Raw genomic sequence first — 25,900 nt, forward strand, 5'->3', positions numbered from 1 at the left:
AATGCGTTAACAACACAAACTGATTAAATAACCCCTAATTCCTTACCCACCTTTCCAAAGGCTGCAATGGCTTTATCCAGATGCGCGATTTCATGGGCTGCGGACATTTGGGTGCGGATTCTTGCTTTGCCTTTCGGCACTACCGGGTAAGAAAAGCCAACGACATAAATGCCTTCCTTAAGCAGGCGTGCAGCCATTTCACCCGCCAGGGCAGCATCGCCCAGCATGACCGGAATAATGGGGTGTTCGCCGGGTACCAGGGTAAAGCCTAGCTGACTCATTCCGTCGCGGAAATAGCGGGCGTTACGTTTAAGCCTGTTGGCTAAATCCTGATTGGCCGAGAGCAGTTCCAGCACCTTGATGGACGTGTCGGCAATGACTGGCGCCAGGGTGTTGGAAAACAGGTAAGGCCGCGAACGCTGACGCAGCCAGTCGACAATGACGGCATTCGCGCTGGTGTACCCGCCAGACGCGCCGCCCAGGGCTTTTCCGAGCGTACCGGTGACAATGTCGATTCGATCAGCCACGCCGCAATACTCCGGAGTGCCGCGCCCAGTCTCGCCCATGAAACCGACGGCATGGGAATCGTCGACCATCACCATGGCATCGTAACGATCCGCCAGCTCACAAATGGCCTGCAGATTTGCAATAATGCCATCCATTGAAAAGACGCCGTCCGTCGCAATCAGGCGGAAACGTGCATTTTTGGCCTCAATGAGCTTGGCTTCAAGATCGCGCATGTCGTTGTTTTCATAGCGGTAGCGGGCGGCCTTGCATAAACGGATACCGTCAATGATGCTGGCATGATTCAACGCGTCGCTGATAATGGCATCTTCCGGGCCAAGCAGGGTTTCAAACAGCCCGGTATTGGCATCAAAACAGGAGGAATAAAGAATAGTGTCTTCCTTGCCAAGAAAACGGCTGATGGCGTGCTCAAGTTGCTTATGCGGGGTTTGGGTGCCGCAGATAAAACGCACGGACGCCATGCCGTAGCCGTATTTTTCCAAGGCCTTTTGACCTTCGGCTATCAACTGCGGATGATTGGCCAACCCCAGGTAATTGTTGGCACATAAATTAATGACTTCTCTGTCTTGTACTTCAACGGCTGCCTGCTGCTGACTGCTGATCACACGTTCTGATTTGTACAACCCTTCTTTTTTTAGCGTATCAAGCTCGGATTGCAGGTATTCAGTAAATTGTTCAAGCACAACACTCTCCCAAGTTTAAAAAATTGAGAAATGATAGCAAATTTTAGACAAATTCACCATGAAATCATGCGGAATTTGTTCATAAACAACACGGATGCGGGTGAAGGCGCTGACCTTAAACCGTCGAACTGAGGCTGTATAGCCGCATTGGCCAACCCTGCCATACCCTGCGGTCATTAATAATGACGCAGCCTTCCATACAATTTCAAATAGTATAACGGAGGGTAAACCCTAATCTCATGTCAAAAACTACTTAATAATTCAAATAGACACCTGAACCATCGCACCTTGTCGCAATTCTTGCTAAAATGTCTGCAACGCTTTAACCTAAACAGCTAAGGTAATGGTAAGTACTGATGAGCAGCCAAAACGCACGAATTAATATGGTCAAACAGCAGCTTCGCACGGGCGATGTCCTTGAAGAAGCCATTCTCGATCTTTTTGACATGTTTCCGCGACACGAGTTCGTGCCGCCAGCCATGAAAGAATTCGCGTATTCCGATATGCAGATACCACTGGCTCACGGACAAAATATGATGACCCCGCTGGAAGAAGGCACCCTGCTGCAGGCATTAGCCCTGGATGGTCACGAAACCGTCCTGGAAGTGGGAACGGGTTCCGGATACCTGACAGCACTGTTAAGCCGCCGTTGCCAGAAGGTCATCAGTGTGGATTATTATGCCGATTTCACTAATGACGCCCGTGCAAAACTCGAAAAATACCATTGCCATAATGTTGAACTCATCACCGGCGATGGCAGCCGCGGCTGGCTGGATAAAGCCCCGTATGATGTTGTCCTGCTGACCGGTGCAGTTGACGCGGTGACCGAAACACATCGCCTCCAGGTGTTACCGGGCGGCAAACTCTTTGCCATTGTTGGCCGGGCTCCGGTCATGCAGGGCCGCCTGTACACGCTGGATCATCAGGGCAACTGGTCGGATCGGTTATTGTTTGAAACCAATCTTCCACCATTAATTGACAAATTAAAACCCAAAGAATTTGTTTTCTAGGACGCTGAACGCATGAAGAAAAAATTACTTTTATGCTTGACGTTGGTTACCGGTATCACTCAATCCGTTCACGCCACGGATTTGATGGATATCTACCAGCAGGCTCTGGAGAATGATCCAACCTTTAAAGAAGCATACAGTACTTACATGTCCAGCAGCGAGGCCATTCCACAGGCACGCGCCGCCTTGTATCCTCAGGTAACTGTTGGCGGCACGACGGGCCGAAACGTCCAGGATGTGACAACAGTGGCCCGCATTCAGGAAACCTTTAACAGCAATCAATGGACGGTAAGAGCCTCCCAGGCGGTATTCAATTACCAGGCCTGGTCTCGTGTGCAGCAGGCCAAAGCGTCTGTTAAAGCGGCGCAGGCCACGTTTAATGACGCAGCCCAAGACCTGATCGTACGTACGGCCAAAGCCTATTTTGATGTCCTGTTTGCCAAGGACACGCTGAATTTTGCTGAAGCCAAAAAGCGCGCTAACAAACGCCAGCTTGAGCAGGCAGAGCAACGGTTTAAAGTGGGTCTCGACGCCATTACCTCCGTCTATGAAGCGAAAGCTGCTTACGATCAATCCGTCGCCGAAGTCATTTCCGCACGCAACAACCAGATAAATCAGAACGAGAATCTGCGGAAATTAACCAATCACGTGTACGAATTTTTAGCCCCTCTGCGTGACAGCCGTATTCCTTTGATAAGACCGGAACCTGACAATGTGGATGAATGGGTGGATACCGGACTCAAACAAAATTATCGCCTGTTTTCTGCCAAATTCGGTTTGCAGGCTGCCCATGAAAACATCCGCGCCAATGCAGCAGGCGCCTGGCCTACGCTCGCAATCCAGAGCAATGCCCTTCAAACCCACAACAGCGGCGGTTCAACGTCTTTCTTTGTGCCGCAACGCCAAACGACGGCCAATGTCGCCCTGGCCCTGAATTTTCCTGTTTTTCAAGGCGGTCTTGTTCAATCGCAAACGCGTCAGGCTCAATACGATTATCAAACCTCCAGTGAACAACTGGAGCAGACTTACCGTGACGTCGTAGTCAACAGCCGCATTGCTTTTAACACCATTGTCGACGGCATCAGCAAGGTGAAGGCTGACCGCCAGACTGTGATCTCTCAACAGAATTCGCTGGAAAGTACCGAAGCCCAGTTCCAAGTAGGAACACGGACCATGGTGGACGTTGTTAACGCTCAACAACGCCTGTTCGAAGCTCAGGAGCAATTAGCCCGGGATCAATACAATCTGATTAATGCCATGCTGCAGCTTAAGTACCTGGCCGGCACGCTGAACGTGAATGATCTGGAGGAAATCAATTCCTGGCTCTCCACTCCGCGTGTTGCCGGCTTCCCGCCGTCGCAAACGGTTCCAGATACCCACCACTAGTTATTATTAGGTTGTTAAATGATGTCCTCCACTCCGTCTCAAGTTGAAAAAAAATTATTGCATTACACAGGCAAGGCTATTGCTGATTTTAATATGATCCAACGCGGCGATCGTGTGATGGTCTGCCTGTCAGGCGGTAAAGATTCCTTCACTCTGCTGACCCTACTCCATACCCTGCGCAAACGCTCAAACAATAAATTTGATGTCTTTGCTTTTACGCTTGATCAGGCCCAGCCTGGCTGGGATGACAGCCGCCTACGCCAATGGCTCGCCGACAGAAACATTCCGCACGAAATCCTTACCCGTGACACATACAGCATCGTCAAGGAAAAAATCCCGGAAGGAAAAACCTATTGTTCACTGTGTTCGCGTTTAAGGCGAGGAATTATTTACCGTTACGCAGAAGAGCAGGGTTACACCAAAATCGCCCTCGGCCATCATCGTGATGATTTAATCCGCACATTGCTGATGTCCATTCTTTACAATGGCGATACACGCTCCATGCCGCCCAAATTGTTAAGCGACAATAAAAAACACATTGTTATCCGTCCCCTCTGTTATGTTCAGGAACGCGACATCATTGCCTTTGCCAAAGAGCAGGCTTACCCCATTATCCCCTGCAACCTGTGCGGTTCTCAGGAAAACTTAATGCGCAAGCGGGTAGGCAGACTGATTGATGAGCTGGCTGAAGAAAACCCCAAAGTACCCAGTAATATTCTGCATGCCCTGCAAAGCATCAAGCCCAGCCAACTGATGGATCAGGATTTATGGCAGTTTAAACACCTGGAGAACGAATTAGTCACTGACGCGGTAAGGGAAACAGAAGCTGTTTTTTCTCATGATGAACTCCCGAGCGAAGAAGCGATTGAAACGGCGCTTTAAGCATGACAACCGTTGCTTTTCCCTGTAACCTGTTGATTGAAGTGTCATTCGTATGTAAAGAAATTTTTCTTTACTGTAAAGTTCTTTAATTATACACTTCGGGTTATTTTGGGTTAATTTGACGAGGTTTAAGCATATGACTGAAGCAATGACAAACGGCCTGCGCAAGTTCCGCGTGTATAAAAGCAGACATCTCAAATTTGATTTTGTTGCAGCGATTGTTGTCTTTCTAGTAGCGGTTCCTTTATGTCTGGGGATTGCTCTGGCTTCAGGAGCGCCTCTTTTTTCCGGTATTTTAAGCGGCATCATCGGCGGTATTGTCGTAGGCTCATTAAGCGGCTCGCAAGTGAGCGTCAGCGGGCCTGCTGCCGGTATGGCCGCTGTCGTATTGACCGCCATTTCACAACTGGGCGATTTTAATACCTTTCTCCTGGCCCTGACCTTAGCCGGGATTTTACAAATCATCGTTGGCGGTCTGCGCGCTGGACTTGTCGCGGATTATGTGCCGTCCAATGTCGTTCAGGGCTTATTGTGTGCTATTGGTATTCTGCTCATCATCAAACAACTGCCCTTAACCTTTACCCACTCCACGGACTTGACTGAATTAAAAGCACACCTGCTTGAAACCACCGAGGGCTTTAACTTAAATCCGTTTTACGACTTGTCGTATCACATTAATTACGGGGCCTGTCTGATTTCCCTGATTTCCTTTGCCATCCTGATTTTTTTCGATAAGACAAAATTTAAGTTGCTGCAAAATGTACCCGCACCGATTATTGTGGTGGCCGCCGGCATCCTCATCAATGAATTGTTCAATCTGACGCAGTCATCCTTGGTGCAGGATAACCCGCACCTGGTGAACATCCCTCATACCAACGGCTACACGAACCTCTTCAGTCAGTTTACTTTCCCTGACTGGGCGTCCTGGAAAAACCCCAAAGTTTATCTGTATGCCTTTGTCATCGCCATCGTCGCGTCACTGGAAAGTCTTTTGAACGTCAAAGCCGGGGAAAGGCTGGATAAAAAACACCGCTATTGCTCCAAGGATCAGGAATTGATTGCCCAGGGCGCAGGAAATTTAGTCGCAGGCTTAGTGGGCGGCATCCCGGTTACTTCGGTTATTGTCAGAACATCGGTTAACATTCAAGCGGGCGCCCGCTCGAAATTGTCCACCATTTTTCACGGCTTTTTCCTTCTTTTTGCGGTCGTGTTAATCCCTGAATTACTCAACAAAATCCCCTTGTCATCCCTGGCCGTTATTCTGATTTTTACCGGTTACAAATTAACCAAGCCGGCCATCTACCGTCAGATTTATGCTCAGGGAATGGATCGATTCATTCCGTTTATTGCCACCGTGTTCAGTATTGTGGTGTTCAATCTGTTGGCCGGTATCATGATCGGGTTGGCAGTGAGCCTTTACTACATCCTTAAGTCCAACAGCCAGGCACGCCTTGACATCGTCAAGGAGTTTTATCCCAATGGCGTCACCAGCCGCCTTATCCTGCCCCAGCAGATAAGCTTCCTGAACAAAGCCTCGCTGATTGCCGAATTAGACTCCATCCCCCGCAATTCACAATTGATTATTGATGCCCGTCATTCCACTTACATCGACAAGGAAATCATTGAACTCATCAAGGAATTTCAACAGGAACAGGCTCCTTTAAAGCAAATCTCCCTGAATTTGACTGGCTTTAAAGATCATTACGACATTCATAATTACATTGACTTTATTAATGTCACGACCTATGACGTACAAAGCAACCTTTCTCCCGCCGAAGTGCTGGTGGTGTTGCGTGAAGGTAATCAGCGTTTCTTAAGCGATACCCGCATCCATCGTACCACCAAGATTGATATCCAATACACAGCCAAGACCCAGCACCCCATTGCCGTTGTTCTTGGTTGCATTGATTCACGCGTTCCGGTGGAAACCATTTTTGACATGAGCTTTGGCGACTTATTCTGTATTCGCATTGCCGGCAATGTCATTAATAATGATATTTTAGCCAGCATGGAATACGCCTGTAATGTCGTGGGTGCAAAGCTCATTGTCGTACTGGGCCATACCCGCTGCGGGGCAATCCAGTCCGCCTGCGATGGCGTTAAGAAAGGCCATATCACGGAATTACTCGATAAAATCAAACCCGCTGTCGAGGCAGAGTCGGTTACCCGCGAACTACGAAATGGACAGAACGGTGAATTTGTGAGGCACGTGACGACATTAAACATCGCCAATACCCTGCAACAGGTCTATACCCGCAGCGACATCCTGCGCGGCATGATTGATGAAGACAGCATCGCTCTGATTGGCGCGGTGTATGATGTGGAAAGTGGCCAGGTCCAGTTTGACGATTTTGGCACTGAGTTATTGCAGCTCAGCCACAAATCCGGTCCCGTTCTTGGTGAAAAAATTAAACAATTACTTCACGATGCCGACACTGCACATGCTAGAGAAACGCAGGAATATCACGAGTCATCGCCTCAACCCACGACTTAATCTTGGGCTGTAAAAAGCGGCCCGGATGATAGTAAAGAAAGACCGCAATGACGGGGAGCCTTTGCTCAGGCAATACCTCAAGCAACTGCCCGTCTGCCAACTGTTGAGCCACCTGATAATGATGCAAAAACGCAAGACCCATCCCCCTCACAGCTAAGGCCGCCATGGTGGCCGCGTCATTAACGTACACGGCCGGTTCAAAAACCACGGTTTCGCCACCCGGAAAAGTCCAACTGCCATTCGGCGTCCTCATTTTATGGGTAATAAAACGATGCAGCTTTAAATCATCAATCCGCTTCGGATGACCGTATTGCTGTAAGTAATGCGGTGAAGCGCACAACACATAGCGCGTGGTGGTGATTTTTTTCTGCACCGCATTGGAGGCCACGGCGGTTGACATGCCAAACACCACGTCCAGACCTTCCTGAAGCAGATGCGGTACTTCTTCCGCAATCTGCAAATCAAGACGTACTTTGGGGTATTGCTGACTAAAGGACGGCATACGGGGTAAAATGATGTGCTCAGCAAAATAGCGCGAACTCATGACCCGCAGTAATCCCTCCGGCTGCGCTTTGTATCCGGCAATCAGGTTATTTGATTGCTCAAGCGCCAGAAGCACAGCCTGCGCCTCGGCATAATACGCTTCCCCGATGACCGTTAAGGCCACTTTACGCGTGGTGCGCTCAAACAGAGTCACCCCCAGGGCGTCTTCGAGCGAGGTAATCTGTTTACTGACTGCCGCCGGTGAAATACCCAGCGCATTGGCCGCCGCATGAAAGCTGCGGTATTCTGCCACCTTGCAAAAAGTCTGCATTAGCAGTAGGGTGTTCATTCATTTTCTCCGTGGCTAGGGTTATTGCCTGTGGGAGTATATAATGACCGTTTTTAAATTAATCGTCATCAGGAGTTGCTATGCGTGTGTCGCAATGGTATTTAAACACCCTAAGGGAAACCCCGAACGATGCAGAAATTGTCTCTCATCAATTAATGCTTAGAGCCGGCCTCATCCGCAAACTGGGATCAGGACTCTACACCTGGATGCCGCTTGGTTTAAAGGTCATGCGCAAGGTAGAACAGATTGTGCGTGAAGAAATGAATCGCAGCAAGGCCATGGAAGTATTGATGCCGGCCATTCAACCGGCCGAACTCTGGCAGGAAACCGGGCGATGGGATACCTTTGGCGGCCTGCTGTTAACCATGACAGACAGCAACGGCCGGGATTATTGCTATGGCCCGACACACGAAGAAGTCATCACCGACATCATGCGCAACGAGTTACGTTCTTACAAGCAGTTACCGGTCAACTTTTACCAGATTCAAACCAAATTCCGCGATGAAATCAGGCCGCGATTTGGGGTGATGCGCGCGCGTGAATTCATCATGAAGGATGCCTATTCATTCCACCTGACGCAGGAATCATTGCAACAGACATACGATGACATGTATTTTGCCTATTGCCGAATTTTTGACCGCCTTGGTTTGAAATACCGTGCGGTCGAGGCCGACACCGGCGCTATTGGCGGCTCCGCGTCGCATGAATTCCAGGTGCTGGCGGATTCCGGTGAAGATTTAATTTTCTACAGTGATCAAAGCGACTATGCAGCCAACGTCGAACAAGCGACCAGTTTAACACCCGACCCTGTACGGCATGCGCACACGGAAGCCCTTCGGCTGGTGGATACCGTGGGCAAAAAGACCATTGACGAGGTGGCGGCCCTGCTTGGCATTCAACCGGAAGAAATGGTCAAAACCTTGATTGTTGAAGGCCATGACCATCCGTTGGTGGCCCTGGTGCTACGGGGCGATGATGAACTGAATGAAATCAAGGCGGCCAAGCATCCCCTGGTTAAATCGCCGCTTCGCTTTGCTGATGATGAAACCATTAAACAACAATTAAAAACCCCGGTTGGATCCTTAGGACCGATTAATCTATCCATCCCCGTCATTGTGGATCATCACGCGTTTGCACTGCCCTCGTTTGCCTGTGGTGCGAATCATGCCGACAAGCATTACCTCAATGCCTCCTGGGCGCGTGATGCGGCGTCGGTCGAAACGTTTGATTTGCGCAACGTCAAAGAAGGCGATTTAAGTCCCGATGGTAAAGGCCGCCTGCGTGCCTGCCGCGGCATTGAAGTCGGTCATGTGTTCCAGTTGGGCGACAAATACGCGAAAGCGATGAAAGCAGCGGTATTGAATGAAGAAGGGCAATTACAGACCATGATCATGGGTTGTTACGGGCTTGGCGTGTCCCGCGTGGTCGCCGCTGCCATCGAACAACACCATGACGAACGCGGCATCATTTGGCCGCCCTCCATGGCCCCTTTCCAACTGGTTCTTATCCCAGTCAATGCCAACCGATCCGAACAGGTTCGTGAAACCGCGGAGAGATTATACGAGGAATTTAAGGCAAAAGGCGTTGATGTCTTACTGGATGACCGCAACGAGCGGCCCGGCGTTTTGTTCGCCGACAGCGACTTAATTGGCATTCCGCACCGTTTAGTCATCAGTGAACGTCACCTGCAAGACGAATCGGTGGAATACAAGGCCCGCAACAGCGAGACCATTTCCACCATTAAATTACAGGACTTGCCTGCGTTCATTACGCAATTAATCAGTCACTGATTACCCTGCCGTACCGGTCTATCCCGGTACGGCCTGATGTTTTATTTTCATTTTTTGGGGCTTATTTTACACTATTGATTCATCATCCGGGTTTAAATTCTAATATACTTTAACTACCGTATTAATACCTTAAGAGCAACCATGCCACCGCGCTTGCATCCGCTTTTCCCAACACTTGATGAAGTACAGAAAAATCCGGACCTTGCTTACTCGGATCATTTACCCATTCTGACCCAGGTTCCATTGGGTAAGGGCAAAAAACCCTTGGTCATGATATCGCTTAATATTCTTGGGACTTCAGCGTGTTCGGGTATTCATGCAAAAGATGCTAAAGAAGACACACCCAAACGTCATCAGCGGATTATTACCGGTTTAGCCAAGGGGATAAAAAAACACAAGGCGGAGGTTCTATTCCTGCAAGAGGCCGGTGAGTCGGTGGTCGAGGATTTACGCGCCGCGCTGGGGGACGACTGGGAGATCAAGGCTGAGTTTAACACCGGACTGGTCACATGCTACTCCAAAAAACGTTTTGAAGAACAGTCCACTCAACTGGATCGTAAAACGAGAATACGCTCAGTGACGGTTAAAGATAAGGATAACAAGGGGTTAACCCTTGATTTTCACAATACCTGGGGTATTTACAGTGCTTTCCCTGACGGTCACGAAAAAACATATGAAGCGTTGTTAACCAATACACGCAGTGACGTATCCATTATTCTCGGCGACACCAACTCCCGTCTAGCTCCCCTGGATGATGCCCCCCGTAATATCATGACCGGCGTCATACCTAACGAACTGAATCAAGCTGACGGATTGCCGCCCGATGCCCAGAATGGGGACCATCCAGACGGCGGATTCTATCGCGATGCCACCGGTATCCATCAATTAGAAACCCATGTGCTTGATTTTAACTCAGGCAATGTGGTTGTCGATTCGCGCCCTGTCGACGAAATCAAGCCCCATCTTGAATTCCGTATGATCATGTGTCTGGATGACAGCTACAAAAAGAGTAAGGAAATCAATGATGAAACAATCTTTGAGTATGAAAAGGGTTTACGCGAGCGATTAGGAAAACCAGACATTTTAGTGCGTATGGCCGCTGACACATTCAATCATAAAGCCATTGCCATTCGTTTTCCTCAATACACTGTCGGTCAGCAATCCTTGCCTTGCAACGATTTTACCTTTATTAAAACCACGCTGCCTGACTGTCAATTCCAAACCATCGAGGATCAAGGGCAGCGTTTTGACTGCGTCTTTGTGCCTCTCGATCAGGCCGATACACTTCATTCAGCGATAGAGGCCATTTCTCTACCGGCCCAAACCAAAAAAATGGACGCAATGGAAGCCATAAGCAGACGGATTGCTGAGCTTGGTCAGTGGCATCAGCACCTCATGCTGGATCCCTCGGCCAAGATTGAAAGCTTAAAAGCCCTGCATGCCAAAATTAAAGAGTCAGACATTACTTCTCTGGATGGCATTCGAGGCCTTGTTGAGCAATGGGAAAAAGAAAAGTCCACGTTAGAAATTAATGGCAAAAAAATAGACAATGGCGCGTTGATGAGCATGCATCGCAATCGTTTTTTCTCGTCTCATCGCCCGGATACCAGCACCAAAAGCGCCGATTTATTGCAAAGCATTAAGAAATGATCGATTCTGAGCGTTACAGCAGAATGTTTTTCAGGAAATAATGCGTGGTGAAAAACCACCTGCCACATTGCTGATTCCCGGCAAAACGGGTGGCTGGTTCAATGCCCCTTAACACTTTAAATTTGCAACACACTGGCTAACAATTGCCGAGTATACGCCTGCTGCGGGTGCTTAAAGATCGCTTCGCAGGATCCCTCTTCCACGCAGCGCCCCTTACGCATGACCATGACGTCATCGGCCATGTAGGACACCACGGCCATGTTATGGGTAATAAACAAATAAGCCATGCCCAACTCCTGCTGCAACTCTTTGAGCAGATTTAAAATCTGAGCCTGGACTGAAACATCGAGCGCGCTGGTCGGCTCGTCACAGATGACAACGTCAGGTTCAGTGGCTAACGCACGGGCGATGCAGATGCGTTGCCGCTGACCGCCTGAAAATTGATGCGGGTAACGATCGAGGCTCTGCTGCGGCAAATTCACCCGCTCCAGTAGCCAACGCTGCCTCTCTGCAATTCGTTTAGCCGCCATTCCCTGAGCCTGCATGCCCTCCGCGATGATTTCCCCGACCGTCATGCGCGGGTTCATGGATGAAAACGGATCCTGAAAGACTATCTGCACCTTTTTACGGTAATCGCGTAATGCCTTGCCCCGCAGCGCACGGATATCCTGATCACGGTAAACTATTTCGCCTGAAGTAATCGGCAACAGCCGCAACAAGGCACGGCTCGCCGTTGTTTTACCGCAACCGGATTCGCCGACCAAGGCCAGGGTTTTACCACGGCGCAAGGTCAGCGACAGATTATCCACGGCATGAAGCACCTGACTTTTATGAAAAAGGCGCTTGCCCAGAATAAAGTCCACACGGAGGTTTTCAGCACGAAGAATCACCTCGTCCGCCACCGTCTGTTTTTCCCAGCGTTGCTGCACGTCCTGAAGCGGCGGCGGCTCATGGTGCTCAGGATACAGATGGCAACGCACCAATCGCTGATCCACTTCCTGCAGGGCAGGCTCAATGACATCACAAGGGGCAAAACGATGAGCGCAACGCGGGTGAAAACGGCAGCCAGAGGGCATGGCATCGAGAGTCGGTACACTCCCCGCAATCGTCTGTAAACGATGCCCCCGCTTATTAAACTCCGGTAAAGAAGCAAACAATTGCTGCGAATAAGGGTGTTTAATCTGGCTAAAAAACTCATCAACCGTGGCTTGTTCAACCAATTGACCCGCATACATCACACTCACACGATCCGCCACGGCCTTCACCACGCTTAAATCGTGTGTGATGAGCAACATGCTCATCTGATGCTCCTGTTGAAGTTTTTTAAGCAATTGCAGGATCTGCGCCTGGATGGTGACATCCAGCGCGGTTGTGGGTTCGTCAGCAATCAGGATTTCAGGATGATTAGCCAGTGCCATGGCGATGACAACCCGTTGCTTTTGTCCGCCTGACAATTGATGAGGGTATTGGTTTAAGCGTAACTCGGGTTCTGGAATTTCGACTTCTTTCAACAGCGACACCATGCGCTTTTGCAAGGACGCGTGGTTACATTTTTTATTACTTTGCCGCAAGGCTTCAGCCAATTGTTCTCCTATTTTCAGTACGGGATTTAACGCCGTCATCGGTTCCTGAAAAATGATCGCCAATCGCCGTCCCCGTAACTGCCGCATCATGGATTCCGGTAGCCTTAGCAAATCCTCGCCCTGCACCTGCACCTCGCTGCCCTGACCATACACCCCATAAGGCGGCAACAGACGCATAAGTGCCAGCGACGTTAAGGATTTACCGCAACCTGACTCGCCAAGCAGAGCCATGGTCTCGCCGGGAATTAGATTAAAACTGATGTCATCGACCGCCGTAATGGTCGTTTCAGCCGTCTCAAAGCCAACGCGAAGATGTTTAATTTCAGCAGGTTGCGACATAGAAAATCAGCAAAGAAAGGGAGCTTCCACTCTAGCAAGAGAAGGCGTCAGACAGCAACAGGTGTTTTGAAAAATCACGGGCGCTCAATCGGCAGGATCGCGGTCATTCTGTCATGAATCACCTCAGCCATGGCCGCAAGGCAACGTCGTTTGGCGCTACTGCCGCGCCAGAATAACGCCATGCGGCGAGAAGCGTTGGCGTTGGCGAAAGGCAGAATTTTTAATTCGCTCTCGGCAACACCCAGCACCGCCAGAGCGGGCATCAGGGTGACGCCTCGGCCTGCCTGCACCATAAGCCTCAGGGTTTCAAGGCTAGTAGCGGTAAAATCAACCGTGGTTTCTGCTTTGACGGTCTGGCAAATCGACATGGCCTGTTCACGCAGGCAATGCCCTTCTTCAAGAAGCATGATCGGCTGCCCGGCTAACTGCTCAAGTTGGACAGGCCGTCCGGTGGGTAAAGGATAATCGGGCGAACAGGCAAAATAAAAGGGTTCTTCGAAAAGCAAGTGATGCTCGAAATCCCCGGGCACTGGCAAAGCCATGATGGCGGCATCGAGCGTTCCTTCCTGCAGGCGCTGTACTAAATGATGGGTTTTATCCTCAATCAGCCAGATTTTTAATTGCGGGAAATGGCTTTGAATACCCGGCATAATCAGCGGCAACAGGTAAGGCGCCACTGTAGGAATAGCGCCCAGATGCAATTCACCAGCGAAGGGATCGCGCGCGGCATTAGCCATCTCTTTCATTTCGGCAACCTGCGAGAGAATAGCCTTAGCCCGCCCAAGCAGCAAACGTCCAGAATCGGTGAGCATCACCCGCTTGTTATCGCGCTCAAACAACTGCACGCCCAACTCTTCCTCCAGCTTCTTAATCTGCATGCTTAACGTCGGCTGGCTGACAAAACATTGCCTTGCGGCTTCGCCAAAATGCTCGGTTTTGGCTAAAACCACAAAATACTGCAGATCACGTAAGTTCATATTTCCTCGTAAACATTGCTCGATGCCAAGTTAGGGGGTATATTCAGCACTTTTTTAATCTGAATTGAGATTAATGTCTTCTCTTAGTATACCGCTTTCCCTGTCGACCCGGCGCATTTTAATCTGGCTGGTAGGGGTTTCCTTTGTATTGTTTCAATTTTTTCTGCAATTGTCATCGGGCGTCATCATCGGTGCCATCATGGTGGAAATGAAACTATCAGCCCTCATGGCAGGTTTCTTGAGCAGTTCGTTTTACTATGTTTACACCAGCCTGCAGATACCGGTCGGCATTCTTTTTGACCGGGCTAACCCTCGTTTCCTTTTAACCGTCAATGCCCTGCTCTGCAGTCTTGGATGCTTTCTTTTTGCTCATAGCGAACAATTATGGGCACTGGTTTTGAGCCGTCTGATGATTGGAGCCGGCTCTTCCTTTGCTTTTGTGGGGCTTTCCCTTTTGCTGCGCGAGCATTTCCCAATCCGGCAATTTGCCTTCATGATTGGCCTTTCAGAAACCTTAGGCTTTTTAATGACCATGCTCGGCATGATATGCCTTGGGGGGCTCATTACGCATTGGGGCTGGCGTTTTTTTGTTAACTGCGCAGGCACGGGCGGGATAGTCATTGCATTCTGCTGCTGGCAGCTTATTCCACCGAAACCTCGGCAAGCCATCCGCTTAGCCCAACTGAAACCGCTGCTTTTTATTCTTAAATCGCCCAAAGCCTGGTTTAATGGGTTGTTTGTAGGGTTAAGCTTTACTGTCATCACCGTTTTTGGGGCATTGTGGGCTATTCCGTTTTTACAAATCAAATTGAATTTAACCCTTAAGGAAGCCAGTTTCGTTGATGCCTTTGTTTTTCTTGGCGCGGCGGTGAGTTGCCCGCTTTTCGGCTACCTGGCCGGTTATTTTCATCGCCGAACCCCGCTCATGTTGTTTTCCTGCCTGTCCACCGCCGTCTTTTTACTCATTGCCCTGTTCATGCCCATCCAGTCTTCAGTGAGCATGGCGTGGCTTATGTTTTTGATTGGTGTCTGCTGCGGCGCTTACATGCTGTCTTATTCCATTGCCAATGAGTTGGCTCCACAGAACACCTTATCCACCTGCACAGGCTTTACCAATACCCTGGCCATGTTAACCGCGCCCTTACTGCAACCGCTGGTGGGGTATTTTCTTGATTTTCTGCGTGGCAGCCGCGAGACCTACACCCTGGCTGATTACCAATGGGCCTTGGTCATTGTACCCTGCGGCTTAATCATTGCCGCAGGACTTGCGTTGTTACTACCGGATAAAAACGGGGTCTAAGCCGTTTTTTGAGGAAGTGAGGCAGGGGTTTGCCCGATGTCCTGCAGGCTGATGGCGCAAAAACCAGGCTTTACCCCTTTCACCAGACCGGCGACCAATTGATGACCGGTATTGAGTTGCTCCAGCATGTCCTTCAGCGTTAACGTCAGCTTCGGCGAAGGAATATGAATAACCCATAAGCCGCTTTTGTCTTTTTTGACTGTCACAAATTGCGACACCGGCACGGCAGTGCCTTCTTCATTTCGAAAACCAGCCACTGCACCGCGTAGGGCATCGGCCTCTTTAAGATTGACCGCGTAAAACCCGCCGCCGTCATTGAATTCACACAGCACCGCGGTCATGGGATGGCCAAGGGTTTGCGGCTTGCTGACCCACACTTGCCTAAACCAGGCTTTTTTCGCCGTGACGAACTGCTCCTGATTGTTTTCACCGGTTTGTAAATGACCGTTTAAACGACCCGTCTGATTAATCAGCAATTCAATGCCGTTGCGGATGTCCTGTTGCCTGGAATAATTGGTGCCGGAAAGCCCCAGCATGTCCACTTTGAAATTAAACCCTCTGTCTTTCCCTTTGACCCCGAAAATCCAACTGTTATTGATGGCATTAAAGCGCAGAAACGCCTTGCCTACCCGCCATTGGCTGCTCTCAGGATCGTCAATTAAGCTGTCGCTTTGCTCATGCAGCACCAGTTCGCCGCTCTGGGCATCGACTAAAATCGCCTGGGCATGGAATTGCTGGTCATTCCGTTGCAACTCAAAGTAATAATTGTAGCGATCGCCGCTTTCATTGGTCACGGCGCCGGAAAACACCCAGTCAGCCTGCTTGGCGCTTAAGGAGAGAATATTGGCCACCGGCGTTTCAGGCGGCGCGGCTTCCTCCGGCTTGGGTGCGGCCGTCTTGTCGCTTGGGAATGCGGCGGTCATGAATAACCCAAGAAGCAGGAATCCATATAATTTAACGTGTCTCATGTGGAAATTAACCCTTTTAATTGTTCTTGTGACCACAAGGCTTGCCAGAATAAATCAGGTAAGGTGGCTTCAACCGGTAAGACATACCAGCCTTCCCTTGCGAAGGAATGGCATTTCACCGCATCCTTTTCAGTCATGATGACCGATGATTCGGAGAATTGTAGCTCATTTGCCGTAAAAAAGTGATGATCAGGGAAAGAATATTGCTGAAAAATCAAGCCCATTTGTTGCAGAGTTGAAAAAAAGCGCTGCGGGTTGCCAATGGCGGCCATGGCGGCGATGGGCAGGGTAAGTTCCTCTTTTGCAACGGGCCGTCTGGAAACCAGGTGGGTTAAGGCGCCGGGCGTCAGCGTCATGGGGTAAGCATTGGGCCAGCTTCCCTGATTAACGACCACCAGCTGGGCTTCCTTGAGTCGGCCTGGCGGCTCACGCAACGGCCCTGCCGGCAGACACCAGCCATTACCCAGACCGCGCTGGCCATCGATGACTGCGATTTCAATGGCGCGACCCATGGCATAATGCTGCAACCCGTCATCGCTTACAATCACCTGCGGGTGGTGGTGTTGCAGCAGGTAACGAACGGCTTCAACCCGTTTCGGGGCAATCACGACGGGACACCCGGTTTTTTCTCGGATAAGCAGGGGCTCATCCCCTACCTCTGCCGCGGTGTTGTCGGGTGTCACTTCATGAGGGAAAGCAGCCAGGCGGGCACCGTAACCGCGGCTGACAATGCCGACTTTGATGCCTTTGTCCTGCAATTGCCGGGCTATGGCAATCACTAACGGGGTTTTACCCACGCCCCCGACGGAAAGATTCCCCACAACGATGACAGGAACCTGAAACTGCTGCTGGCGAAACCGTTGCAAAAAAAAGCGGCGGCAGGCACTGGCAGCTTGATAAAGCCAGGCGAAGGGAACCAGTAACCAGTAGGCTCGGTACCCCCCATACCATAGTTTTTCAAGCATGGCCGGCATTAAGTCACCCTGTCTTCGTGCGCATGGTGCAAGGTCTGCGCACGATAGAGTTGCGCATAATGGCCATTGCGTTCAAGCAGTTCCTGATGGGTTCCCTGTTCCACAATACGACCTTTATCCAATACCACGATTTTGTGCGCACGCTGAATGGTGGACAGGCGATGGGCGATGACCAGCGTGGTGCGGTTTTTCATAACATGCTCCAGCGCGGACTGAATCGCCTGCTCCGACTGGCTGTCGAGCGCGGAAGTGGCCTCATCAAGAATGAGAATGGGTGCGTTTTTTAAAATGGCCCGGGCAATGGCCAGACGCTGACGCTGTCCGCCTGAAAGTAGGAAGCCGTTTTCGCCCACCCGCGTGTCATACCCTTCCGGCAGGCGCTGGATAAATTCATCAGCAAACGCCAGTCTGGCTGCCGCCACAATGTCATCACGGCTCACATCAAAACGGCCGTAGGCAATGTTATTGGCCAGGGTGTCGTTGAATAAAGTCACATGCTGGCTGACCAGAGCCATCTGCTCACGCAGGCTGCTCAGCTTCAATTGATGGATGGGTTCGCCATCCAGGCAGATCTGCCCTTCAGTCACTTCATAAAAGCGAGGCAGGAGGCTCGCCAACGTGGTTTTACCGCTACCGGAATGTCCCACCAGCGCCACAGTCTGGCCCGCTGGGATAAGGAGATTGATGTTATTGAGAATCACCTGACCCTGGCGGTAGGCAAAACCCACCTTCTCAAAGCGTATTTCACCCTGTGCCCTTGACGTCAATGCCCTGCCTTGCTCCGTTTCAACCGGACTGTCTAACATGGCAAAAACGCTCTCAGCACCGGCGAGTCCCTTTTGAATGGTGGCATTGAGCGTGGTCAGGGTTTTCATCGGCTTGATTAATTGCAGCATGGCCGCGATAATCGCCACAAACGAGCCGGCAGAAATGGGGATCACCGCCGCCAGGTGAATGGCTGTATACAGAATGGCAGTAATGCCAATCGCCAGCACAAATTGCACACCGGACACATTGATGGCCTTGCTGACGGCCACTTTCATGTCATTGACCCGCGAGGCTTCGGTGGCACGATTGAATTTGGCCATTTCATACGCTTCACCGCCAAAAATACGCACCACCCGGTACCCGTCAATCGCTTCACTGGCAATTTCAGTCACTTCCCCCATGGATTTCTGCACTCTGTGACTGATACGCCTGACCCGCTTGTTGGTGTAATTGACAATCAGCCCCACGAAAGGCACGGTGAGCAGGAACATCAGGGAAAACTGCCAGCAAATGACCATCATCACGGTTAAAAGCCCGACGACTAAAAAAGCGTTTTGGATAAAATCAGTGAGTGCATCGGCACTGACCTGGGCCACCTGCTCCACGTTGTAGAGAATTTTGGATAGAAGTTGACCGGACGTGGCTTCATCGTAATAATCCGCCGGCAAACGGATAATATGAGCAAACACCCGCTGCCTTAAGACCTGCACGACGGATCGGGATACCCAGGTCATGCAATAGCTGCCAAGCGAACTGACCACGGCCCGTGATAAAACCCCCAGCAGAACGAGTAAAGGGATTTGCCGAACAAAAGCCATATCCACATTGATAAAACTTTTATCAAGAAAGGGACGCATAAGGTAGGTAAAGGTGGCATCGATGCCTGAGTATAAAATGTTTGCAATGATCCCCAGCGCCAACACCATCCAGTAGGGTTTAACATAAGTCAGGAGGCGGCGGTACAAGGCTTTGGAACTGGCAGGCGCTTGATTATTCATGGAGATGGACTGTTTTTGACCTTAAAAAAGCCAAATTGTACCCTTAAACCCGAGCCTGCGCCAAGTATTCCACGGTTTTATCGCCATTAGCGCCTTTTTTTCAAGCGGTTATGGATATCCGTTGCCGCAATGGCTGCCTGTCCTTGCGCGACAACCAGTTGATTTAAACCGGCCGTAATATCCCCTGCTGCATACAGGCCCGGAACGGAGGTTTCCTGGTGCCGGTTGACCAGCAGATCACCCTTGTTTTCACGCGCACCGAGATCAAGGGCCAGTTTATTCTGCTGAATGGTCCCCAGGGCCGCGTAGAGGGTGTCGATACGGAGGGTTGGTTCCGCTTGAATCTCAATGGAACGGTGCTTGAAATCCAAATGAATGTCAGGTTGAGACAGCAGCCGGATACCCGCCTGCCTCATGCGCCGTTTGTCGTAGTCTGTCAGAACGGTGTTTTTTTGCGTCAGCACCAGCACGTCGTCCGAGTAATGCCTCACAAACAAGGCTTCGTTCAACCCTTTTCTATCCTGAACAATCACACCAATGCGCTTGTTTTTGACTTCATAGGCATCGCAGACCGGGCAATAGCGCAATAATCCTTCGGCAATGGCTTTTTCCGTATGCGGTAAATCAGGGCTGATATCGATAACCCCGGTCGCTAAAAGGACCGTGCTGGCGAGATAGCAGGCACTGTCTGTAAAGACTTCAAATGACCCGTCCTTCTTTTTTAGTTGCCTCACTTTCTCAGTTGTGACCGTGGTTTCATAGCAGGCCAGCTGCGCTTTCAATAACGCCAGTAACCTGACGCCCGCTACCCCCTCTACAAATGCCGGGTAGTTATGAGAAACAGGAATCAGGGCCGCCCGGCTTTCGCCGCTGTCAAAAATTTTAAAATCACGGCGAAAGCGGGCTAAATAGAGTGCTGCCGTTAAACCCGCTGGCCCGCCGCCAATGATTACGCAATCATAACAATCCCTGTTTTGTTTCAAGATGGCATCCTCGTTGCTGTGCATGAGTATAGCCGCCCCACAAGGCTATTCCCAGCCACAGGCTCGATGAGCTACTGCATGCCGATGGTGCATGGGGCTCATTCAGCTCATTTGGTTTTGATGTTGCGTTTTTCCAAAGCCGCTTTGTCACGTTTCCGATCCTCAATTTCACTGCCGTCGAGCCGGCTTTTTGGTTTGTCGTCGCTTTTGTCCTTGCGATCAACGGCATAAGGCTGAGGGTTGCTGGTATAGCGGGTCATGGGAACCTCCTTTTGCTTTTTCCCCTTCCTCTTAAGTGTAGCAGTCTGCCTAAGCATCCAGGGCGGTCGCCAGACGGCTGACTAACCCTGGCCCCTGATAAATCAAGCCAGTGTAAACCTGCAGCAATGAAGCGCCCGCCGCCAGCTTTTCCCGTGCTATTTCACCGCTGTCGATGCCGCCAACACCAATCAAACAGACGTCTTTGCCGACCACTTCGTTTAAAAGGCGTAAACAGGCGGTCGAACGCGAAGCCAGGGGCTGCCCGCTTAAGCCGCCTGCTTCCTGACCATGGGGTAGGGACGCCACTGCCTCTCGCCCAGATGTTGTATTAGTGGCGATGATGCCATTCATTCCCCGACTGACCACCACGTCAGCCATCTGTTTCAACGCGTCGTCGCTTTCATCCGGAGACACTTTAACCAGCAGCGGGACGCTGCGCTGGTATTGATCTTCCAGACGCTTGCGTTCGTCGGTCAACTGCGTCAGTAAATCAATAAAAAAATCCCCACGCTGGAGCAGACGTAAATCGGGTGTGTTGGGGGATGAGATGTTAATGGTCACATAGGATGCCTGCTTAAACACCTTTTGCAGGCAGTACCGGTAATCCTGTGCAGCCTGTGTCAGCGGCGTGTCTTTATTTTTACCAATATTGATGCCGAGAATGCCTTGATAGCGCGCCCGGGCAACATGCCCAACCAAGGCATCCACTCCCTGGTTATTAAACCCCATGCGGTTAATGATGGCCTTGGCTTTAGGCAGGCGAAAAAGACGGGGCGCTGGGTTACCCGGTTGCGGCCTGGGCGTTACCGTGCCCAATTCAATAAAGGAAAAACCCAGTTTAGCCAGTGCGTCGAGGTGTTCGCCATTTTTATCAAACCCAGCCGCCAGGCCAATGGGGTGAGGAAAATCAAGACCTAAGGCCTTAATGGGCCTGGGTTTTGGTTTTTTAAAACAAGCGGAAGGCAGCCAATGCAGGGCATGCAGGGCCAGCGCATGCGCACGCTCAGTGTCCAGTTTAAACAACAGTGGACGAAGCAGGGAATACATTTAATCAAACTCCAGTCATTCAATCGAAGGCAAAACAAGGTAATATAATACCCCCTTTAAGACCACGCCAGAAACCCTGGCTTAAAAACAGGATACCCATGATTACGATTGATCCCACCCAACTCAATGCTGCTGGCAAAAAATTGCTTTTTGATTTAATGACTCAGGCCGAGGATACTCAAATCGCCGCTGGGAAACACGTGTTGTCTTATGGGGAAAACACCGAGGAGATTTTTTTGGTGCACCCGCTGCTCATTACTGAAAAAACTGCCACCTGCATTCATGCGGAGGTATTGGATGCACCGTTTGAAAACGGCAGTTATGGGTTAGTGATGTTAAGCCTTGGCAAGATTAAGAGCGAAAATGACATGTCGTTTAAGGAACGGGCGCCGGAAAAGCAACAAGTCATCAAACGCATTGCCCTAAGCCGGATGCCGGAAAAGCGGATTCATAAAGAAGCGCTGCGTACGCAGCTGGGCGATGAGTCTTTACGGTGTAAAGAACCGGTATTCAGCAAGGCGTTTGGATTCCTGCGCATGCGAAAGGCGGGCGACATGGACTTATTTAAACTGCAAGGGCGTCTTATCAAGGGCAAAATTGAATTAAGCCTGCTTGAATACCTGGAACTGTCGTTAGCCATGGTCAAAGCCGTCAATGAACTCCACGCGAAAGGCCGTATTCATCGGGATATTAAACCCGAAAACATCATGGTTTCCCTCTCGCCCCTGACCGTCAAATTAATTGATTTTGCCTTTTCCTGCCCCAGCAGTAAAACCCAGGGTAAAACCATCAAAGGCAGCCTTCCCTTTCTACCGCCAGAGGCATTCTTTAAAATTAAAATCAGTGTGGCGGGCGATGTTTTTTCACTGGGCATGGCTCTGGCCGATTTTTGGGGCGACAGTTCCATGGATCACATCGATGAAAAAAAAGCCGACAGTTTTGAAAAACACTACCAACACCGTAAGAAACAAAAGCTTAAGCTGTTTACCGGGATGTCCGTGCCCTCCGACATAGCGGCCCCCTTAGACGAGATGCTGCATGGCATGATTCGTTTTAATCCGGACGAACGGACCCCCCTTAAAAACGTCATGGACACCCTGACCAGTCTCATTGAACTGGAAAAGCAATGCCAGGCGCAATTGTCAGACAGTGAGGGCGATGTGCAGGAGGAAGGCCACGAAGACGAAACGCTTCGGGCTGAATTGCCTGCACGGGTCGGTTAAACAGGGCATTCCTGTGCCCAGACGCGAAGCATGGCATTGCCGCTGGGTTGCAGGTGATAATTGACGCTGCGAACCTCCACGCCAAAGTTGTGCTGCTGCAGCTCAAGCAGCACGGGGCCAAGCAGAGGCGAAGGCTGGCCGTGGCGATCAATTAAAGGGAAAATACGCACTTCTTTGGCGACTCGCGCCAGTTCCTGAATGGCCTGAGCATGAAACGCAACATCTTGATTCTCCAGTTCGGCGAAAAGATAATGCGAACTTAAGGCATAGTCGAAGGTGAAATCGTTAAAAGGCAGCCGGATTTCTGTAATGCCGATGTAGCGTTTTTCTTCTTTGCCTCGCAAGTAATCCGCGAAAAACGCAGACAGACCGCTTCGCCTTTTTTCAACCAGTTCTTCGAGATTGTTTTCATAACGGCTGAAATCAAACTTTTCCTTTTCCTCAGTCACCTTGTTAAGCATGTCGGCAAAAATCAACGCCACTTTGGAATTAAGCGTATCCATGTCCAGGCTAAAGAGGGGATCGCAGCTGACGCATTGTTTGGCTTTCCCTGTCAATTCAGCGTTGATGGCACTGGGGCCGCAGCCAAATTCAAGGATTTTCCCCTGAAGATCCGTGTCAGTTAAATCAAACATTTCCTTGTATTCATCGACATGATGGCCCCAGATTACCAGCTTGTTCATAACTCCTGCCCCTTAATGCACAATGCCTGCTAAAAATGAAGTTGCAACTTGAATTTGATTGGGTATAGTCTAGCCTATTTGTTTAAGTAACAGGAAGTCAACTATGCATACTGGATTACACCACGCCCTTGGCGAGACTTATGATCTGTTACGCGACAGCGTTTATCAGTTCGCGCAACATGAAATCGCCCCCATTGCCGCGCAGATTGACGCGGAAAACACCTTTCCCAATCACCTCTGGCGAAAACTGGGCGACATGGGCCTGCTAGGCATTACGGTCAGTGAGGAATACGGCGGGGCGAACATGGGTTATCTGGCTCACGCCATTGCCATGGAAGAAATTTCGCGCGCCTCAGCCTCGGTCGGCTTAAGTTACGGCGCTCATTCCAACCTCTGCGTCAACCAGATTTATCTGAACGGCAACCGCGAGCAAAAGCGTCATTATTTGCCTAAACTTATAAGTGGGGAGTTTGTCGGCGCGCTGGCCATGAGTGAGTCCAACTCCGGTTCTGATGTCGTCAGCATGCAGTTGCACGCCCAGTCTCAAGGTGATCATTTTATTCTCAATGGCACTAAAATGTGGATTACCAATGGCCCGGATGCCGATGTTCTGGTGGTTTATGCCAAAACAGACAAGCAGGCTGGCAGCAAAGGCATTACCGCCTTTCTGATTGAGAAAGGCATGAAGGGATTCAAAACGGCGCAAAAACTCGATAAATTGGGAATGCGCGGTTCCAACACCTGCGAGCTGGTGTTTGAAGATTGCCAGGTACCGGCTGAAAATATTCTTGGCGAACTGAATAAGGGCGCCAAAGTGCTGATGAGCGGTCTTGACTATGAGCGGACCATCCTGGCGGCCGGACCCGTAGGCATCATGCAGGCGTGTTTGGATGTGGTCATACCCTACGTCCATGAGCGTAAACAATTTGGGCAGCCGATTGGCGAATTCCAGTTTATTCAGGGTAAACTGGCTGACATGTACACGGAATTAAGCGCCTCGCGATCCTACCTTTATGCCGTAGCAAAGGCCTGTGATCAGGGGTTGGTCAACCGCATCGATGCCGCCGGCGTGATCCTTTATACTGCCGAGAAGGCCACACAAATGGCACTGCAGGCTATTCAAACTCTGGGCGGGAATGGCTATATTAATGAATACCCCACAGGGCGTTTGTTACGGGATGCCAAATTGTACGAAATTGGCGCAGGTACCTCCGAGATACGGCGCATGTTAATTGGCCGTGAACTATTTAAAGAAACTTCATAAGGAAAAGGAAAATGAGTATGGATCAGAATGATATCGTCATCGTTGCTGCCAAACGCACCCCCATGGGTAACATGCTGGGCGCTTTGTCAGCATTGACAGCACCGGAATTAGGGGCCATTGCTCATCGTGCAGCACTCGAACAGGCTGGCATTTCTCCCTCTGATATTGATGAAGTCATCACCGGCTGCGTATTACAGGCAGGCATCGGGCAGGCGCCTGGACGCCAAGCCGCCATTGGCGCAGGCATTCCTGATTCCACGGGGGCAACCACCATTAATAAAATGTGCGGCTCTGGCATGAAAGCGGTGATGCTGGGTCATGATTTAATCAAAGCCGGCTCCGCCAATGTCGTGCTGGCCAGCGGCATGGAAAGCATGAGCAATGCACCTTACCTGCTTGAAAAAGCCCGCTCCGGCTACCGTCTTGGCCATGGTCAGCTGAAAGATCACATGTTCCTCGATGGGTTGGAAGATGCCTATGAGCGCGGCCAGTTAATGGGTTGTTTTGCCGAGCAGACAGCTGAACATTTTGGTTTTACCCGGGCTCAGCAGGATGACTACGCATCCCGTTCATTGACTCGTGCCCTGCAGGCGCAACAGGACAATGGCTTTGCTGACGAAATCGCACCTGTTACTATCACAGACCGTAAAGGGGAAGTCACCGTATCCAAAGATGAAAGCCCCGATGCTGGCAAATTAAACAAGATTCCCACGCTGCGTCCGGCGTTTAAAGCAGACGGCACGGTGACTGCGGCCAACTCAAGTTCCATCTCCGATGGCGCGGCAAGCCTTATCCTCATGACCGCTGAACAGGCTAAAAAACGTGGCGTAAAGCCCTTGGCCCGAATCCTTGCTCACGCAACCCATGCTCAGGCACCCGAGTGGTTTACCACCGCTCCCGTGGATGCGATTCGTAAAGTCATGAACAAAGCCGGCTGGACTAAAAATGAAGTTGACCTTTTTGAAATCAACGAAGCCTTTGCGGTAGTCGCCATGGCGGCCATTACCCAGCTTGAACTGGATGACAATAAAGTCAATATTCACGGCGGCGCCTGTGCTTTGGGCCACCCCATTGGCGCATCCGGTGCACGCATTTTAGTCACGCTCATCCATGCGCTGAAACAACGCCAGAAGACCCGCGGCATTGCCGCTCTCTGCATTGGCGGCGGAGAAGCAACGGCCATGGCCATTGAACTGGTTTAGTGGCTGCCCTACTCCACTGGATGATGCCCGCATCGGTTTGACGGTTGCGGGCATCGTCAAAATAAAAATAACAAAGGA

21 protein-coding genes are annotated in these 25,900 nt (G+C 50.5%); 10 read left to right on the plus strand and 11 right to left on the minus strand.

The features are described from left to right. Nucleotides 1–23: 23 nt before the first annotated feature. A complete protein-coding gene (locus DYE45_RS10785) occupies nt 24–1,208 on the minus strand; it encodes a glycine C-acetyltransferase (RefSeq protein WP_108290485.1) in 1,185 nt (394 codons plus the stop codon). A gap of 356 nt (nt 1,209–1,564) precedes the next feature. Between DYE45_RS10785 and DYE45_RS10790 the strand changes: the two genes are divergently transcribed. From DYE45_RS10790 to DYE45_RS10805, 4 genes are all read left to right on the plus strand, one after another. Further along, a complete protein-coding gene (locus DYE45_RS10790) occupies nt 1,565–2,218 on the plus strand; it encodes a protein-L-isoaspartate O-methyltransferase family protein (protein ID WP_115300896.1) in 654 nt (217 codons plus the stop codon). 12 nt (nt 2,219–2,230) lie between these two features. Next, nucleotides 2,231–3,604, plus strand: coding sequence for a TolC family outer membrane protein (locus DYE45_RS10795; RefSeq protein WP_115300897.1), 1,374 nt, complete (start codon nt 2,231–2,233; stop codon nt 3,602–3,604). A gap of 21 nt (nt 3,605–3,625) precedes the next feature. Continuing rightward, nucleotides 3,626–4,486: a tRNA 2-thiocytidine(32) synthetase TtcA gene (gene ttcA / locus DYE45_RS10800; protein WP_108290753.1), complete on the plus strand. Its 861-nt coding sequence runs from the start codon at nt 3,626–3,628 to the stop codon at nt 4,484–4,486. A 136-nt stretch (nt 4,487–4,622) separates the two neighbouring features. Continuing rightward, on the plus strand, nt 4,623–6,980 hold the full coding sequence (locus DYE45_RS10805) for a bifunctional SulP family inorganic anion transporter/carbonic anhydrase (RefSeq protein WP_108290491.1): 2,358 nt from the start codon (nt 4,623–4,625) through the stop codon (nt 6,978–6,980). Here the strand turns inward: DYE45_RS10805 and DYE45_RS10810 are convergent. Beyond that, entirely contained in the window at nt 6,931–7,812 is an 882-nt protein-coding gene (locus DYE45_RS10810) for a LysR family transcriptional regulator (protein WP_108290493.1), read from the minus strand. The two genes, DYE45_RS10805 and DYE45_RS10810, sit on opposite strands and share 50 nt — an antisense overlap. Nucleotides 7,813–7,892: 80 nt before the next feature. Between DYE45_RS10810 and DYE45_RS10815 the strand changes: the two genes are divergently transcribed. Together DYE45_RS10815 and DYE45_RS10820 are read left to right on the plus strand one after the other, a co-directional pair. Next, nucleotides 7,893–9,602: a proline--tRNA ligase gene (locus DYE45_RS10815; protein WP_108290495.1), complete on the plus strand. Its 1,710-nt coding sequence runs from the start codon at nt 7,893–7,895 to the stop codon at nt 9,600–9,602. 141 nt (nt 9,603–9,743) lie between these two features. Next, the gene (locus tag DYE45_RS10820; RefSeq protein ID WP_115300898.1) at nt 9,744–11,252 is read left to right on the plus strand and encodes an endonuclease/exonuclease/phosphatase family protein; all 1,509 of its coding nucleotides are present in this window, start codon (nt 9,744–9,746) and stop codon (nt 11,250–11,252) included. Between the two features lie 116 nt (nt 11,253–11,368). Here DYE45_RS10820 and DYE45_RS10825 read toward each other — a convergent pair whose 3' ends face one another. After that, nucleotides 11,369–13,174 (minus strand): ABC transporter ATP-binding protein, encoded by a 1,806-nt coding sequence (locus tag DYE45_RS10825; RefSeq protein WP_108290499.1) that lies wholly within the window; start codon nt 13,172–13,174, stop codon nt 11,369–11,371. Nucleotides 13,175–13,248: 74 nt separating this feature from the next. Continuing rightward, on the minus strand, nt 13,249–14,151 hold the full coding sequence (locus DYE45_RS10830; protein WP_115300899.1) for a LysR substrate-binding domain-containing protein: 903 nt from the start codon (nt 14,149–14,151) through the stop codon (nt 13,249–13,251). A gap of 73 nt (nt 14,152–14,224) precedes the next feature. Here DYE45_RS10830 and DYE45_RS10835 point away from each other — a divergent pair, with 73 nt between their 5' ends. Beyond that, nucleotides 14,225–15,451, plus strand: a complete 1,227-nt coding sequence (locus tag DYE45_RS10835) for an MFS transporter (RefSeq protein ID WP_115300900.1) — start codon at nt 14,225–14,227, stop codon at nt 15,449–15,451. Here the strand turns inward: DYE45_RS10835 and DYE45_RS10840 are convergent. The 6 genes from DYE45_RS10840 to DYE45_RS10860 form a co-directional block, all read right to left on the minus strand. After that, complete coding sequence (locus DYE45_RS10840) at nt 15,448–16,419, minus strand: hypothetical protein (protein ID WP_108290505.1); 972 nt, start codon at nt 16,417–16,419, stop codon at nt 15,448–15,450. The genes DYE45_RS10835 and DYE45_RS10840 overlap by 4 nt on opposite strands. After that, nucleotides 16,416–17,393, minus strand: coding sequence for a tetraacyldisaccharide 4'-kinase (gene lpxK / locus DYE45_RS10845; RefSeq protein WP_108290507.1), 978 nt, complete (start codon nt 17,391–17,393; stop codon nt 16,416–16,418). Before lpxK ends, DYE45_RS10840 begins: the two co-directional genes overlap by 4 nt. Beyond that, complete coding sequence (gene msbA, locus DYE45_RS10850; RefSeq protein ID WP_108290509.1) at nt 17,393–19,159, minus strand: lipid A export permease/ATP-binding protein MsbA; 1,767 nt, start codon at nt 19,157–19,159, stop codon at nt 17,393–17,395. Before msbA ends, lpxK begins: the two co-directional genes overlap by 1 nt. A gap of 86 nt (nt 19,160–19,245) precedes the next feature. Next, nucleotides 19,246–20,142 carry an NAD(P)/FAD-dependent oxidoreductase gene (locus DYE45_RS10855; RefSeq protein WP_160160728.1) on the minus strand — a complete coding sequence of 299 codons (897 nt, stop codon included), beginning with the start codon at nt 20,140–20,142 and terminating at the stop codon, nt 19,246–19,248. A gap of 107 nt (nt 20,143–20,249) precedes the next feature. Further along, nucleotides 20,250–20,402: a hypothetical protein gene (locus DYE45_RS14720; RefSeq protein ID WP_160160729.1), complete on the minus strand. Its 153-nt coding sequence runs from the start codon at nt 20,400–20,402 to the stop codon at nt 20,250–20,252. 49 nt (nt 20,403–20,451) lie between these two features. Then, the gene (locus DYE45_RS10860; RefSeq protein WP_108290513.1) at nt 20,452–21,450 is read right to left on the minus strand and encodes a quinone-dependent dihydroorotate dehydrogenase; all 999 of its coding nucleotides are present in this window, start codon (nt 21,448–21,450) and stop codon (nt 20,452–20,454) included. A 98-nt stretch (nt 21,451–21,548) separates the two neighbouring features. Here DYE45_RS10860 and DYE45_RS10865 point away from each other — a divergent pair, with 98 nt between their 5' ends. Continuing rightward, nucleotides 21,549–22,673, plus strand: a complete 1,125-nt coding sequence (locus DYE45_RS10865; RefSeq protein ID WP_108290515.1) for a protein kinase domain-containing protein — start codon at nt 21,549–21,551, stop codon at nt 22,671–22,673. Here DYE45_RS10865 and DYE45_RS10870 read toward each other — a convergent pair. Beyond that, nucleotides 22,670–23,356, minus strand: coding sequence for a hypothetical protein (locus tag DYE45_RS10870; RefSeq protein WP_108290517.1), 687 nt, complete (start codon nt 23,354–23,356; stop codon nt 22,670–22,672). The two genes, DYE45_RS10865 and DYE45_RS10870, sit on opposite strands and share 4 nt — an antisense overlap. Before the next feature lie 103 nt (nt 23,357–23,459). On the opposite strand from DYE45_RS10870, the gene DYE45_RS10875 reads away from it, so the two are divergent. Both DYE45_RS10875 and DYE45_RS10880 read left to right on the plus strand, forming a co-directional pair. Further along, entirely contained in the window at nt 23,460–24,620 is a 1,161-nt protein-coding gene (locus tag DYE45_RS10875) for an isovaleryl-CoA dehydrogenase (protein WP_108290519.1), read from the plus strand. Between the two features lie 17 nt (nt 24,621–24,637). After that, nucleotides 24,638–25,822: a thiolase family protein gene (locus DYE45_RS10880; protein ID WP_108290521.1), complete on the plus strand. Its 1,185-nt coding sequence runs from the start codon at nt 24,638–24,640 to the stop codon at nt 25,820–25,822. Nucleotides 25,823–25,900 lie beyond the last annotated feature (78 nt).

It is taken from the genome of Legionella taurinensis (assembly GCF_900452865.1).
Taxonomy (GTDB): domain Bacteria; phylum Pseudomonadota; class Gammaproteobacteria; order Legionellales; family Legionellaceae; genus Legionella_C; species Legionella_C taurinensis.

Bases quoted from the DNA above. Each gene is read 5' to 3' on its own strand.
- lpxK (WP_108290507.1), bottom strand. From the start codon at position 17,393: ATGCCGGCCATGCTTGAAAAACTATGGTATGGGGGGTACCGAGCCTAC.
- DYE45_RS10815 (WP_108290495.1), top strand. From the start codon at position 7,893: ATGCGTGTGTCGCAATGGTATTTAAACACCCTAAGGGAAACCCCGAAC.
- ttcA (WP_108290753.1), top strand. From the start codon at position 3,626: ATGTCCTCCACTCCGTCTCAAGTTGAAAAAAAATTATTGCATTACACA.
- DYE45_RS10810 (WP_108290493.1), bottom strand. From the start codon at position 7,812: ATGAACACCCTACTGCTAATGCAGACTTTTTGCAAGGTGGCAGAATAC.
- DYE45_RS10820 (WP_115300898.1), top strand. From the start codon at position 9,744: ATGCCACCGCGCTTGCATCCGCTTTTCCCAACACTTGATGAAGTACAG.
- DYE45_RS14720 (WP_160160729.1), bottom strand. From the start codon at position 20,402: ATGACCCGCTATACCAGCAACCCTCAGCCTTATGCCGTTGATCGCAAG.
- DYE45_RS10870 (WP_108290517.1), bottom strand. From the start codon at position 23,356: ATGAACAAGCTGGTAATCTGGGGCCATCATGTCGATGAATACAAGGAA.
- DYE45_RS10860 (WP_108290513.1), bottom strand. From the start codon at position 21,450: ATGTATTCCCTGCTTCGTCCACTGTTGTTTAAACTGGACACTGAGCGT.
- DYE45_RS10825 (WP_108290499.1), bottom strand. From the start codon at position 13,174: ATGTCGCAACCTGCTGAAATTAAACATCTTCGCGTTGGCTTTGAGACG.
- msbA (WP_108290509.1), bottom strand. From the start codon at position 19,159: ATGAATAATCAAGCGCCTGCCAGTTCCAAAGCCTTGTACCGCCGCCTC.
- DYE45_RS10830 (WP_115300899.1), bottom strand. From the start codon at position 14,151: ATGAACTTACGTGATCTGCAGTATTTTGTGGTTTTAGCCAAAACCGAG.
- DYE45_RS10805 (WP_108290491.1), top strand. From the start codon at position 4,623: ATGACTGAAGCAATGACAAACGGCCTGCGCAAGTTCCGCGTGTATAAA.
- DYE45_RS10835 (WP_115300900.1), top strand. From the start codon at position 14,225: ATGTCTTCTCTTAGTATACCGCTTTCCCTGTCGACCCGGCGCATTTTA.
- DYE45_RS10875 (WP_108290519.1), top strand. From the start codon at position 23,460: ATGCATACTGGATTACACCACGCCCTTGGCGAGACTTATGATCTGTTA.
- DYE45_RS10795 (WP_115300897.1), top strand. From the start codon at position 2,231: ATGAAGAAAAAATTACTTTTATGCTTGACGTTGGTTACCGGTATCACT.
- DYE45_RS10865 (WP_108290515.1), top strand. From the start codon at position 21,549: ATGATTACGATTGATCCCACCCAACTCAATGCTGCTGGCAAAAAATTG.
- DYE45_RS10840 (WP_108290505.1), bottom strand. From the start codon at position 16,419: ATGAGACACGTTAAATTATATGGATTCCTGCTTCTTGGGTTATTCATG.
- DYE45_RS10880 (WP_108290521.1), top strand. From the start codon at position 24,638: ATGGATCAGAATGATATCGTCATCGTTGCTGCCAAACGCACCCCCATG.
- DYE45_RS10790 (WP_115300896.1), top strand. From the start codon at position 1,565: ATGAGCAGCCAAAACGCACGAATTAATATGGTCAAACAGCAGCTTCGC.